Annotated in this window: 10 protein-coding genes; 4 read left to right on the top strand and 6 right to left on the bottom strand. The window is 72.4% G+C overall.

Annotated elements, in window-relative coordinates:
- The first annotated feature begins 85 nt into the window (after positions 1-85).
- Entirely contained in the window at positions 86-859 is a 774-nt protein-coding gene (locus ACSHXC_RS08995; RefSeq protein WP_438291074.1) for a hypothetical protein, read from the top strand.
- 39 nt (positions 860-898) lie between these two features.
- Here the strand turns inward: ACSHXC_RS08995 and ACSHXC_RS09000 are convergent, their stop codons facing one another.
- Positions 899-1183 (bottom strand): hypothetical protein, encoded by a 285-nt coding sequence (locus tag ACSHXC_RS09000; RefSeq protein ID WP_438291075.1) that lies wholly within the window; start codon positions 1181-1183, stop codon positions 899-901.
- 146 nt (positions 1184-1329) lie between these two features.
- Entirely contained in the window at positions 1330-2088 is a 759-nt protein-coding gene (locus ACSHXC_RS09005; protein WP_438291076.1) for a GntR family transcriptional regulator, read from the bottom strand.
- 124 nt (positions 2089-2212) lie between these two features.
- On the opposite strand from ACSHXC_RS09005, the gene ACSHXC_RS09010 reads away from it, so the two are divergent.
- On the top strand, positions 2213-3061 hold the full coding sequence (locus ACSHXC_RS09010) for a (2Fe-2S)-binding protein (RefSeq protein ID WP_438291077.1): 849 nt from the start codon (positions 2213-2215) through the stop codon (positions 3059-3061).
- A gap of 236 nt (positions 3062-3297) precedes the next feature.
- Positions 3298-4356: a DUF2637 domain-containing protein gene (locus ACSHXC_RS09015; protein WP_438291078.1), complete on the top strand. Its 1059-nt coding sequence runs from the start codon at positions 3298-3300 to the stop codon at positions 4354-4356.
- Positions 4357-4368: 12 nt separating this feature from the next.
- Here the strand turns inward: ACSHXC_RS09015 and ACSHXC_RS09020 are convergent, their stop codons facing one another.
- Positions 4369-4845, bottom strand: a complete 477-nt coding sequence (locus ACSHXC_RS09020; protein ID WP_438291079.1) for an ATP-binding protein — start codon at positions 4843-4845, stop codon at positions 4369-4371.
- A gap of 140 nt (positions 4846-4985) precedes the next feature.
- Here ACSHXC_RS09020 and ACSHXC_RS09025 point away from each other — a divergent pair, with 140 nt between their 5' ends.
- Complete coding sequence (locus ACSHXC_RS09025) at positions 4986-8093, top strand: alpha-mannosidase (protein ID WP_438291080.1); 3108 nt, start codon at positions 4986-4988, stop codon at positions 8091-8093.
- On the opposite strand, the gene ACSHXC_RS09030 is transcribed toward ACSHXC_RS09025, so the two are convergent.
- From ACSHXC_RS09030 to ACSHXC_RS09040, 3 genes are all read right to left on the bottom strand, one after another.
- Positions 8090-9952, bottom strand: coding sequence for a serine/threonine-protein kinase (locus ACSHXC_RS09030; protein WP_438291081.1), 1863 nt, complete (start codon positions 9950-9952; stop codon positions 8090-8092). The genes ACSHXC_RS09025 and ACSHXC_RS09030 overlap by 4 nt on opposite strands.
- Positions 9953-10121: 169 nt before the next feature.
- On the bottom strand, positions 10122-11864 hold the full coding sequence (locus tag ACSHXC_RS09035; RefSeq protein WP_438291082.1) for a pyruvate dehydrogenase: 1743 nt from the start codon (positions 11862-11864) through the stop codon (positions 10122-10124).
- Between the two features lie 27 nt (positions 11865-11891).
- Entirely contained in the window at positions 11892-13598 is a 1707-nt protein-coding gene (locus tag ACSHXC_RS09040; RefSeq protein WP_438291083.1) for a protein phosphatase 2C domain-containing protein, read from the bottom strand.
- Between the last annotated feature and the right edge of the window lie 92 nt (positions 13599-13690).

The following is a 13690-nucleotide window of genomic DNA, read 5'->3' on the forward strand; positions in this document are numbered from 1 at the left end:
CCCGGCGTGCCATTCCGTGTTGAGATGCGGATCTACTCAGCAGCTCGATGGCGCGCTCGGGGAGGGCAACGTGGCGCATACCGCCATGTCTGGTTCCGGAACGACTGCAGATGACGGGGATCCGCTCCAGACCGCGGTATGGCGGCTGCGCTCGCGCGGCTGCTGGACGGACGCCGCCGCCCTGCTCGAACCGCATGCGGGCGCGGCGGCCGGCGCGCTCCAGCGCACGGCCCTGCTGACCGAGCGCTGCGTCTACACCGAGTCCGGCTGGGCGGAGGCCGACGAGGCGCTGCGCGGCGCCGAGGCAGTCGCCCGCAGCGACGAGGAGCGCGGCGCCGCCGCCTGCGAGCGCGGCTATCTCGCGTACGCCTCAACGCTGTTCGGGGTACGGGACCGGGCGGACGAGGCGCGCTCCGCGTTCGGCCGGGCCGCCGCGCTGACCGCGCTCGCGGGCCGCGGCCGGGCGCTGCTCGACTTCCGGCGGGGGCTGCTCGCCGAGAACGTGGCCGACGCACCGCAGGCCGCCCGCGCCGCCTACCGCCGCGCCCACGAGGGCGCCGCGGCTCACGGCGACACCCTGCTGCTCTCCTTCACCTGGCGCCATCTGGCCGGACTCGCCCTGCGCGACGGCGAGTTGGCGGAGGCGCGGCACGGCTTCACCGAGTCCCTGCGCATCCGCGAGGAGCTCGGCTACCTCATCGGCACGGCCCCGGCGCTCGCCGCACTCGCCGACACCGAGGAGGAGCCGGTCTCGACCCGGCTGCGCACGGAGGCGGCCCGCCTCGTACGCCTCCTCGGCGTCCCCACCTGGCTTGCGGCCCATCTGGGAGCCGCGCCACCCCGGCCCGCCGCGATGTGACGGCCCGTCAATTCATCCGAGGCCATTCCTGATAGAGCTTCAATTGCCTGAACGCGCGTCGTCGATCAGCGAGTTGAGGTGGCTCCAGGCGTGCTGGGCGTACCCCCACAAGGTGGCTCGGACGTCCGGATGGTGGGCGAGGTAGACGACCGCCGCGAGCAACAGGACGAGCTGGACCAGGCTGGTGAGACGGCCCGAGGAGCCGCGCCGCACCGGGCCCTGGGCGAGCCGGTGCGCGTCGCGCCCACGCTCGGACGCGCGCCGGGCCGAGTCCGCAGCCTGTCGGCTCTGCCATTGCTGTTGCTGCATCTGCTGCTGTTGCATCCACGGATCCGGCATGGTGGCCCCCCGGCGCGCGATGGTTCAAGTACCCGCTGGGACGCGGCAGTTGACGGCCCGGGTTCCTCGCGGTGTGAGCTGTTGCACAGCACGGACGCGGCCGTGACGGCCCGGGGTTCAGCGGCGCGGCCTCAGAGCGCGGAGCCCGTGAAGTGCTCCTGTACCAGCGACTGGACGACCGACAGGTTCTGGGCGCACAGGGCGTCCAGGAGGGCCAGGTGTTCGGCAGCGTCGGCGACCAGGTCGGCGCGGCGCGCGACCGGCGCCGCGGTCAGCGGCCACTGGGCGCGCCGGTGCAGGTCGTCGGCGACCTGGACGAGCTGCTGATTGCCCGCGAGAGCGAGGAGCGCCCGGTGGAAGGCGCGGTCGCACTCGGCGTAGCCCGCGCGGTCGCCGGTCGCGGCGGCCTCGGTGGTGGCTTCGGCGAGCGGGCGAAGCTCGGCCCAGCGGGCCGCCGGGACGGTACGGGCGAGCCGCAGCATCACCGGCACCTCGATCATGGCCCGCACCTCGGCGAGCTCCGCGAGCTCGCGGGCGCTGCGCTCGGTGACCCGGAAGCCCCGGTTCGGCACGACCTCGACGGCGCCCTCGATGCTGAGCTGCTGCATCGCCTCGCGCACGGGGGTCGCGGAGACCCCGAACCGCTCACCGAGCGCCGGCGCCGAGTAGACCTCCCCCGGCACGAGATCGCCGTCGACCAGAGCGGTGCGCAGCGCCGCCAGGATCTGGCCGCGCACCGAGTGACGGTGGACGGTGCGGGGGGCCGGCGGCTCACTGTGGGTGTGCTCGCCGCGGGCGTCGCCGAGGTGCTCGCCGCCCCGGGCCTGGCCGGGAACGCGGGGCGACCCGTACGCGGGCACCACTGCCTCGCGCGCTCTGCCCTGTTCCACCCCGGCCTCCTACGGCTCCGTCTGCCCCTCACAGACCATAGGCGGACAAAGCACGAGTTCAAACATCGCCCTTATCCGCTAAGGTAAGCCTTACCTGTCAACGATCGTGATTCGGTGGTCCCGCATGGCCGTCTCCACCTTGCTGCCCAGCCCCACGCCGAGCCCCGTCGCGGACTCCTACGCCCGCCTGGCCGAGGTCTTTCCCGGACTGGGAATCAAGGAGCTGACCGGGACCGAGCAGGCGCCCGGCGGCGCCGGCTGGGTCGGCGCGGCGGAGCTCGCTGCGGGCGGCGCCGCCCTCGACGCCTTCCTGGCCTGGGACAACGCCCAGGTCGTACAGGACTTCGGGCACCAGGCCCGCCCCGACGTCATCGCCTCCTTCGGCTTCCACCGCTATGCCTGGCCCGTCTGCCTCCTCGTGACGGTGCCGTGGTTTCTGCACCGCCGGGTACCGCGGGTGCCGGTCGCCGATGTGACGTTCCAGCGCACCCTCGGCCAACTCGCCGTACGGGTAAGGGAGTTCGCCTGCCTGCCGGACGACCCGGCGGCCCAGCTCCCCGGCGCCCGCGTCGTACCGGACGAGGAGGCGCTGCGCGGCGAGGTGCGGGCGGCGGTGGCCGAGCACCTCGGGGCGGTGCTCGACGGATTCGGCCCGCGCATGCGGCGCGGCAAGCGGGCGCTGTGGGGCATGGCGACGGACGAGATCGTCGAGGGGCTCTGGTACATCGGCTCACTGCTCGGCGAGGAGCCGCGCGCGATGGCCGAGCTCGACGCGCTGCTCCCCGGCACCGCGAAGCCGTATGTGGGCACGCCCGGGTTCCGCGAGCTGACCGCGCCCGACGGCCGGCGCCTGCCGACCCGCGACCGGGCGAGCTGCTGCTTCTTCTACACCGTGCGCCCCGAGGACACCTGTGTGACCTGTCCGCGCACCTGTGACGCCGAGCGCGTGCAGAGGCTCAGCGCCGCCTCCTGAGAGACCGCGTCCCGTCCGGACGCGGTTCGGGCATGGGCTCCGGATCCATGCCACCCGTCCGGGTGAGCGCCAGTCGAACTCAACTCGCGCGCCGGGCACGGCAGTTCGATCGAATCCCCCCTATCCGACTGCCCTCCGCGTTTGTTGGCGCCCTCTTGCCCCGAAACCCCCTGCCGCCCCGTACGGCAGGAGCAGTATGGCGGCCGATACGCCCTACGCGATGCAAGGGACACCGCATGCGACTGACCGACATATCGCTGGACTGGCTGCTTCCGGGCGGCGTGATGATCGTGGGGGTCGTCGTGGCTCTGGTAGTGCTCGCGCGCGGCAAGCGCGCCGGTGACAACGCCACCGGCGACGACTCCTGGGAGCGCAGTGAGGAGCGCCGCAGAAGGAAAGAGGCGGTGTACGGCACCGCTTCCTATGTGCTCCTGTTCTGCTGCGCGGCGGTGGCCGCCGCGCTCTCCTTCCACGGCTTGGTCGGCTTCGGCCGACAGAACCTCAATCTGACGGACGGCTGGCAGTACCTGGTCCCGTTCGGCCTCGACGGCGCAGCCATGTTCTGCTCCGTACTCGCGGTGCGCGAGGCCAGCCACGGCGACGCGGCACTCGGCTCGCGCCTCCTGGTGTGGACGTTCGCGGGCGCCGCGGCCTGGTTCAACTGGGTGCACGCGCCGCGCGGCATGGCCCACGCGGGCGCCCCGCAGTTCTTCGCCGGGATGTCGCTGTCGGCGGCGGTCCTCTTCGACCGCGCGCTGAAGCAGACCCGCCGGGCGGCCCTTCGCGAGCAGGGCCTGGTGCCGCGGCCGCTGCCGCAGATCCGGATCGTACGGTGGCTGCGGGCCCCCAGGGAGACCTTCGGCGCCTGGTCGCTGATGCTCCTGGAGGGCGTACGCACCCTGGACGAGGCCGTCGAAGAGGTGCGCGAGGACAAGCGCGCCAAGGAGGAGAACAAGCTCCGCAGGCGCGACCAGGAGAAGCTGGACCGGGCGCACTTCCGGGCGCTCAGCCGGCAGAACCGGGCCTGGGGGCGCGGCAGGGGCGGCCGCCAGGTCGGCGTCCCGGCGATCGGCCCCGGCCAGGGCTCCGCACAGCCCAAAGCCGTCGCGGAGCCGGCCATAGCCGAGCCAGGACAGCTACCCCTGCGCACCCGGCACTCCCTCGCGGCCCTCGGGACCGCTGACGCTTCGGCGGCCATGACTGTGGACCTCACCGCCGAGGACGACACCCAGGCGCTGCCCCGGCTCGACTCCCTGGAACGCAAGCTCAAGGACCTTGAGCAGCAGTTCGGCTAGCCGCCGCGCCGTTCAATACTGCGGCGCCACCTCGTTGCCGTTGCAGCCGAGCTCGAACCAGACCACCTTCCCCATGCCGTGCTCGTGCACACCCCAGGCGTCCGCCAGCGCCTGGACGAGCAGCAGGCCCCTGCCATGCGTACCGTCGTCGGCGGACGGTACGTACGGCGTGGGAAGCGCGGCCACGAAATCCCGCACCTCCACGCGAAGGCCGGCCTCGCCGACCGTCGCCGTCACCACCGCACCGTGATCGGTGTGGACGAGGGCGTTGGTCACCAGCTCGCTGGTGAGCAGCTCGGCCACGTCCGCCGCCCCCGAATGCCTCGACGGGCCGAGGAGTTCCCTCAGCGCCCGGCGTATTTCCCCCACGGCGGTCAGATCCGCCTGCCCCACTCTCCTGCGCAGCAGATGCTGGTCCCCCTGCTGCGCATCAGGTGTCCGGACGGGCCCGCTCCCCGCGGGGCCGAGCCCTGCCTGATGCCTTGTCATATCCCCCACCTGCACGTGGTGACGACCTCTCCCCCTCGAACATGCACACGGGATGCATGCCCCGTCGGGCCACGGTCACGCATGGTGATTCCTCAACAACCGAACGGGAAACCCTTCAGTGAGCAGCTGGAGGAGAAGCGATGCATGATGACCGATCGCTGGTCGAGGGACGCCTTGAGCGGGCCATGCGCCAGTTCGTGCGCCCCGCGCAGTACGCCGCCCGGGCGCCGCTGACCCTGGCCGTCTGGCACGCGCCGGGCGAGCCGGTGCCCGTCGCCGAGGCGTTGACGGCGGCATACGAGCCGTTCGAGGCCGGTACGGAGTGGGGCCGCCCATGGTCGACGAGCTGGTTCCGGATCGAAGGACGGGTGCCCGGGGCGTGGGCGGGACGCAGGGTCGAGGCGGTCATCGACCCCGGTTTCACCGGGGCGGGTCCGGGCTTCCAGGCGGAGGGTCTGGTGTACGACGCCTCGGGCGTCCCGCTCAAGGGCATCCATCCACGCAACCGGCATATCCCGGTGGCAGCGCGTGCGGCGGGCGGGGAGGAGGTCGCCCTGCTCCTGGAGGCGGCCGCGAATCCGGCGGTGCTGCACGACTTCGAACCGACCCCGCTGGGGGACGTACTGACCGCCGGGCATGGGCCCATCTACCGATTCGCGGCTGCCGAGCTCGCCGTACTCGACGAGCAGGTGTGGCACCTGGTGCTGGATGTGGAGGTGTTGTCGGAGCTGATGCAGGAGCTGCCGGCCGACCGGGCCCGCCGGCACGAGATCCTGCGGGCGCTGGAGCGCATGCTGGACGCGCTCGACCTGCACGATGTGGCGGGCACCGCGGTGGCGGCGCGTGCCGAGCTGGCCGACGCGCTGTCCCGTCCGGCCGGTCCCAGCGCCCACCGCGTCTCGGCGGCCGGGCACGCGCACATCGACTCGGCATGGCTGTGGCCGCTGCGCGAGACGGTCCGCAAGGCGGCACGCACCTTCGCCAATGTGACGGCGCTGGCCGCCGACTACCCCGAGCTGGTCTTCGCCTGCTCACAGGCCCAGCAGTACGCCTGGGTCCGCGACCACCAGCCGCACATCTGGCTGCGCATCAAAAAGGCTGTGGAGCAAGGGAATTGGGCTCCGGTGGGCTCGATGTGGGTGGAGTCGGACGCCAACATGCCGGGCGGTGAGGCGCTGGCCCGGCAGATCGTGCACGGCAAGCGCTTCTTCCTGGAAGAGCTCGGCGTGGAGACCGAGGAGATCTGGCTGCCCGACTCCTTCGGCTACACCGCGGCCTTTCCGCAGCTCGCGAAGCTGGCCGGGGTGAAGTGGTTCCTCACCCAGAAGCTGTCGTGGAACCAGACGAACCGGATGCCGCACCACACGTTCTGGTGGGAGGGCATCGACGGCACCCGGGTCTTCACCCACTTCCCGCCGGTGGACACCTACAACTCCCAGTTCCACGGGGCCGAACTCGCCCACGCGGAGCGGAACTTCAGCGAGAAGGGGCTCGCCACGCGCTCCCTCGTCCCGTTCGGCTGGGGCGACGGTGGGGGCGGCCCGACCAGGGAGATGCTGGAGAAGGCGCGCCGGCTGCGCGACCTGGAGGGCTCGCCCCGAGTCACCGTCGAGAGGCCGTCCGCGTTCTTCGAGGCCGCGCACGCCGAGTACGGGGAGCGGGCGCCGGTGTGGTCGGGCGAGCTGTACCTGGAGCTGCACCGGGCGACCTATACGACCCAGGCCAAGACCAAGCAGGGCAACCGGCGCAGTGAACACCTCCTGCGGGAGGCGGAGTTGTGGGTGACGGCCGCCGCCCTCCACTCCCCCGACTACAGCGTCCCGTACGACGATCTCGACCGGTTGTGGAAGACGGTGCTGCTGCATCAGTTCCACGACATCCTGCCCGGCTCGTCGATCGCCTGGGTCCACCGGGAGGCGCGCGAGACGTACGAGCGGGTACGCGCGGAGCTGGAGGCCATCGTCGCGGGCGCGGTCTCGGCGCTGGGTGAGGCACGGCGGCCCGCCGTGCTCAACGCGTCGCCGTACGCGCGGAACGCGGTGGTCGAGACGGCGGCCGAGAACGCGCCGGACGGCCAGCCGCTGCCCGGCGGCCGGGCGCTGCAAGCCGTCCACGCCCCACCGCTCGCCGCGACGTCACTCCCTGGGGCGGCCGCTTCGCAACCTCCGGTGAGCGTGGTGCGGGATGGCTCAACTCTCGTACTGGACAACGGAGTTGTGCGGGTATCGGTGGACCACGAGGGGCTGCTGACCTCGGTCCGCGACCTCGTCGCCGACCGGGAGGTACTCGCCCCCGGCAGTCGGGGCAACCTGCTTCAGTTGCATCCCGATCACCCCAACCAGTGGGACGCCTGGGACATCGACCGGCACTACCGGCGCCGGCACACCGATCTCACCGACGCCGACTCGGTCGAGCTCGTCGAGGAAGGGCCGCTGCGGGCGGCCGTGCGGGTGGTGCGGAGCTTCGGGAGTTCGCGGGTCACCCAGGAGATCCGGCTCGCCTGCGGCAGCCCGCGCGTCGACGTCGTCACCGAGGTCGACTGGCGCGAGTCGGAGAAGGTGCTCAAGGCGGCGTTTCCGCTCGATGTGCACGCCGAACGGTCCACCGCCGAGATCCAGTTCGGGCATGTGCACCGCGCGACGCACGTCAACACGGGCTGGGACGCGGCCCGGTTCGAGATCTGCGCGCACCGCTGGCTGCGGGTCGCCGAGCCGTCGTACGGGGTGGCCGTGCTCAATGACTCGACGTACGGGCACGAGGTCACCCGGGTGCCGCACGAGGCCGGGCTCGGCACGACCGTACGGCTCACGCTCCTTCGGGCGCCGCACAGCCCGGACCCGGCGACCGATGTCGATGTGCACCGGTTCGCCTATGCGCTGCTTCCGGGGGCCGAGGTGAGCGATGCCGTCGCGGAGGGGCTCGCGCTGAACCTGCCGCTGCGGGTCGCGCCCGCCGCCGAGGTCGCCCCGCTGGTCACGGTGGACGACCCGGCGGTGACCGTCGAGGCGGTGAAGCTCGCGGAGGACCGGGGCGGGGATGTGGTGGTGCGGCTCTACGAGTCGGCGGGCAGCCGGGTCAGGGCGGTGCTGCGGCCCGGATTCCCTTGCGTGCGGGCCGAGTTCACCGATCTCCTGGAACGGCCGCGGGGCGCGGCCCCGCTCTCGGCGGAGGGGATCGCCCTGGAGCTGCGGCCGTTCCAGATCGTCACGCTGCGGCTGCGCAGGGACCGGGAGCGGTCACGGATTTAGTACGGCACCGTGCCGCACCAGGTCTCCGCCCAGGCCGAGGCTCCGTACTTGTTGGCGGCGCGCATCGTGACACAGATCTCGTCGCCGGAGTACGGGCCTGTGATCGTGTAGTTGAGGGAGCCGGTGGAGTAGACGGTGTCGACGTTCTTCTTCGTGAAGTTGCTGCCCTTGTTGGTGTAGTGGATGTCGTAGCGGGTCGCTGTGGAGACCGACGGCCAGGTCACCGCGATCGGCATGTCACAGGCGCCGACGCAGGAGTTGGTGTACTCGAGTTTGTAGGCCTTCATGTCGGGCGGCGGGGACCCCGCGGATGTGCCGCCGGAGCCGGACTGCCCCGAAGATCCGGACGCCCCTGCCGACCCCGCACCCGACGACGAGCCGGTCCCGCCGCCGGCGCCACCCCCGGCGCCTCTGGTGGAGCCGCCCCCGCCACCGGGCTGGCTGCCGCCTCCGCCCGGCTGCTGTGCCGAACTCCCGCCGTTGGACGGAGCGTTCGGCCCCTCGCCGGGCTTGGCATCCGGGCCCTTCGGGGTCGCGCTGGCCGGAGCGCTCGCCCCGGGGGAGGCCGGACTGCTCGGGGCGCCGGGCGAGCTGCTTCCGGAGGGCGTGGCGCTGGAACCCGCCCGGTCACCGCTGCTCGCGCTCGCGCTGCTGGCCGGGGTCTTGGCCTGCGCTCCGCCGCCGTCGCTCGCGAAGGGCTGGAGCACGGCGATGGTGCCGCCGCCGACGGTGAGCACGGCGACGACGGGCAGCACGATGAGCCGGCGGCGCCGGCGGGGCCGCTCTTCGGGCTCCCGCTGCGTGGCGCCGAGGCTCGCCACGACGGCCTCGGGGTCCCCGGCCGGTGCCCGCAGCCCGATGGTCGCCCGGTCCACGGGCTCTTCCCGGAGCGGCTCCGCCTCGGCGTCGAGCAGCCGCGCCGACTGCTGGGCCAGACGTGCGACCACGCGGGCGGGCAGCCAGGCGCCGCGCGCGGAGCGCGGCCGCGTCCGCTCCGGGTCCGCCAACAGCTCGTCCACGCCCGGACGTTCGTCGATGTCCTTCGCCAGACACCGGGAGATCAGGGCCCGCAGCGAGTCGTCCTCGACGCCCGCCAGATCGGGCTCGCCCTCCACGATCTGGAACATCACGGCGTGCTGGTTGCTGGCTCCGTGCCCGAACGGCAGCTGCCCGGTCGCCGCATAGGTGAGCACGCACCCGAGGGTGAACACATCGCTCTTGACCCCGGCGCTCTGCCCCCGCACCTGCTCCGGCGACATGAAACCGGGAGAGCCGACCGCCATTCCCGTACTGGTGAGGAGGGACTCCACGGACGTCTCCAGGGCCCGCGCGATTCCGAAGTCGATGACCTTCGTGCCGTCCACGGTGAGCATCACGTTGGACGGCTTCAGGTCGCGGTGCACGATTCCCGCGCCGTGGATGTCCCGGAGCGCCTTCAGGAGTTCCTCGGCGAGAGCGTGCAGGGACTCGGTCGGCAGCGGCCCGTGGCGCCGCACGATCTGTTCGAGCGAGAGCCCCGGCACGTATCCCGTCGCGACCCACGGCGGCTCGTCGCCCGGGCCCGCGTCGAGCACCGGCGCCGTGTACCGCTCCCCGACCTTGCGCGCCGCCTCGATCTCCCGCCTAAAGCGCGCCCTGAAGTGCTCGTCGGACACGTGCTCTTCGTGGACGACCTTCACGGCGACGGTGCGCCCGCTGTCCGAACGGGCGAGGAACACCCGCCCCATGCCGCCGGCACCGAGCCGCCCGAGCAGCAGATACGGCCCGATGCGCACCGGATCGCTCACCGCGAGCGGTTTGATGCCCCCCTCTATGTAGTCGTCCTTCTCGCCGCTTCCGTCCCCGTTGGTACCGCTCATGGTGGTGTGACTCCCCCGGCCCTTCTCGCCTGGTCATCGGCGTAACCCGGTTGAGAGTAGTCGCTGTTGACGGACCGGGTGAAGGCGAGGACGCGGGGGAAGATCCGAGCGGTTCTGCGGAGCACGGTGAAGGAGTGGTGTTCCTTGCCGCCCCCGAGGCCCGGGTTCCTCAGGGCCTCGGCACGTTGCGGAGGTTGGAGCGGGCCATCTGGAGCATGCGGCCCACCCCGCCGTCCAGGACGATCTTGCTGGCGGAGAGCGCGAAGCCCGACACCATCTCGGCGCTGATCTTCGGCGGGATGGACAGCGCGTTGGGGTCGGTGACGATGTCGACCAGGGCCGGGCCCTTGTGCCTGAAGGCGTCCTTGAGCGCGCCCGCGAGCTGCTTGGGCTTCTCCACGCGCACCCCGTACGCCCCGGCCGCCCGGGCGATGGCCGCGAAGTCGGGGTTGCGGTTGGCCGTCCCGTACGAGGGAAGTCCGGCGACCAGCATCTCCAGCTCGACCATGCCGAGCGAGGAGTTGTTGAACAGCACGATCTTTACCGGCAGTTCGTACTGGACCAGGGTCAGGAAGTCCCCCATGAGCATCGAGAACCCGCCGTCGCCCGACATCGAGATCACCTGACGGTTCCGGTCGATGAACTGGGCGCCGATGGCCTGCGGCAGCGCGTTGGCCATCGAGCCGTGACTGAACGAACCGATGATCCGGCGCCTGCCGTTGGGCGAGATGTAGCGGGCCGCCCAGACGTTGCACATACCGGTGTCGACGGTGAACACCGCGTCGTCGGCGGCGAGTTCGTCCAGTACGGAGGCGACGTACTCGGGGTGGATCGGGACGTGCTTCTCCACTTTGCGGGTGTACGCCTTGACGACGCCCTCCAGCGCGTCCGCGTGCTTCTTCAGCATCTTGTCGAGGAACCGGCGGTCCGTCTTGGCCTGCACGCGCGGCGTCAGACAGCGCAGCGTCTCCTTCACGTCGCCCCACACCGCGAGGTCCAGCTTCGAGCGGCGGCCCAGGTGTTCGGGGCGCACATCGACCTGGACGATCTTGACGTCGTCGGGCAGGAAGGCGTTGTACGGGAAGTCGGTGCCGAGCAGGATCAGCAGATCGCACTCATGGGTCGCCTCATAGGCCGCGCCGTAGCCGAGCAGGCCGCTCATGCCGACGTCGTACGGGTTGTCGTACTGGATCCACTCCTTGCCGCGCAGCGCGTGCCCGACGGGCGACTTGATCCGCTCGGCGAACTCCATGACCTCCGCGTGCGCCCCGGCGGTGCCGCTGCCGCAGAACAGGGTGACGCGCTTCGCCTTGTCGATGAGGGCCGCCAGCTTGTCGATCTCGCTGTCGCCGGGCCGCACCGAGGGCAGCGAGGTGACGAGGGCATGGTCGATCGCCTTGTCGGGGGCCTGCTCGGAGGCGATGTCGCCGGGCAGCGCCAGGACGCTGACGCCGCCGCGGCCGATGGCGTGCTGGATGGCGGTCTGGAGCACGCGGGGCATCTGCTGCGGGTTGGAGATCAGCTCGCTGTAGTGGGAGCACTCGCGGAACAGCTGGTCGGGGTGGGTCTCCTGGAAGTAGCCGAGGCCGATCTCGGAGGACGGGATGTGCGAGGCCAGAGCCAGGACGGGGGCCATCGAGCGGTGCGCGTCGTACAGGCCGTTGATGAGGTGCAGGTTGCCGGGCCCGCACGAGCCTGCGCAGGCGGCCAGCTTCCCGGTGAGCTGGGCCTCGGCGCCGGCCGCGAAGGCGGCGACCTCCTCGTGCCTGACCTGGATCCAGTCGATGGCCGAGTTGCGGCGGATGGCGTCGACGACGGGGTTCAGACTGTCGCCGACGACTCCGTACAGCCGCTTCACGCCCGCGCGGGTGAGGATGTCGACGAACTGCTCTGCAACATTCTGCTTGGCCATGGGTCCATCAACCCATGGCCTTGGCCGTCACGCCTCCCAGACCGCGACGGCCGTACGGTCGTCGGCGTACCCCTTCGCCCTCAACGTCACGTCGGCGAGGAACGCGGCGAGCCCCGGCGGCTCGGGGCGGGCCCAGCGTTCGGCGAGTTCCTTGGCGAGGGCGGGCTCGCCGCGCAGGGGTTCGGCGAGACCCCCGCTGCACAGCAGGAGGGTGTCGCCCGGACGAGCCACGGAGGCCCGGAAGCGGAACGGTTCGCCCGGTGGCGGGGGCGGGTCGATGTAGGGGCGGGCGGGCTCGACGGTGTTCAGGTCCATGGTGAGGCGGTCGCCCTGCGGGGTCTCGGCGGGGGCCGAGCCGAAGCCGACCACCGGCTCGCCGTAGACCGCACCCGCGTCGGGCACGGCGGGCTCGATGTCCTGCCAGACGCCGCCGCGCAGCCGGAAGAGGCCGCCGTGGCCGATGCCGAAGAACACCCGGGTGCGGCAGGCGGGGTCGGCGGAGAGCAGCAGACAGCGCAGGCTCGCGGTGTACTCCTCGGGCTCGGCGCCGAGCTCGGCGGCGCGGGCCCGCAGCATGCCGTAGCTGCGGTCGGTGAGCCGGTGCAGCCCCGACTTGAGGTCGCCGCGCCGGCCCGCCCTTATGTCCTCGGCGAGGCGGACATGGCTGCGGCCGATGGCGCCGCCGATCCAGTGGCAGGCGTCGGCGGCCGCGAGGTGGGCCCGCTCGCTGGTCCGTGCGCCGCTCGCCACGGCGACCAGGACCAGGGCGTTCTCGCCGGTGCCGAAGCGGGCGGTGAGCAGGGCGTCGCGGCGCGGCTCGCCCCGGTAGCGCGCGGAGTCCCCGCGCGAGGACGAGGCCCGCAGGACGTACGCGCCGTAGCGGGCCCCGTCGAGGACGGTGTCGGCGACGAGGTCGTCGAGCTCGTCCGGCCTGGCCGCGGGCAGCGCGGTGGGCTCGGCGTCGTAGGTGGGCGGACCGTCACCCACATGGCCGGTACGGGGCCGGGTCACCGGCGCGAACTGCTCGGGCGGCGCGGTCTCGGGCGGCCCGAACTGCTCGTCAGGAGCGACGGCGGGCGGGGCGGGGGTTTCCACGGTGGGGGTGCGGAGGCCCTGCGGGGCGCGCGGCTCATGGGTGGCGGCGGCACGGGGCGGGTCGGGCGGCGCGGTGATGGGCGCCGGGCGCCGCTCCTCGGCGGGGTGCGTCGCCTCGGCCTGATCCGGCGGGGCGCCCTCCGTCCAGCCGGGCGGCAGATCGGGCAGCGGGGCCGGGGCCGTCGGTGGCGGCGGAGCCGCCGGAACGGACTCCCACCAGGCGGCGGGTTTGCGCGGTGCGGACGGGGTTTCGGGCGGCTCCCAGGGCGCCCGGGGGCGCGGCGAGGCGCTGGGCGCGGCGGGTGGAGCGGCGCGTTCCGCCCGGGGTAAACCGGCCGGGTTCCGCCCGGCAACGTCCGAAGCCGCCGGGGTGAAACCCGCCGAGTCGGGACCCGTCACGTCCGAAGCCGCCGGGTTCGCGCCCGCCGTCTGCGAACCCTTCGCGCCCGAAGATCCCAGCGGCTTCGCATCCGCCGCACCGGAACCCGCGGAGCCCGAACCCACCGTGCCCGACGCCGAGTCGAAGCGGTCGTCGAGGCTGTCGCCCGAACCGTCGGGGCCGGCGTCCGGGGCCGACTCGTCGTACAGCCGGTTCCACCAGTCGTCGTCCCGGGTCGGCCTCTCCCCCTGCTGGCTCATGCCCTTATTGTCCACCGTCCGAGGCATACGAAAACGGGGCATCGGGAAAATGTCCGCAACGGACGAGCCGGGCAGGAAAGCCAAAGTCCGCC

The organism is Streptomyces sp. HUAS TT7, assembly GCF_051550175.1.
Taxonomy (GTDB): domain Bacteria; phylum Actinomycetota; class Actinomycetes; order Streptomycetales; family Streptomycetaceae; genus Streptomyces.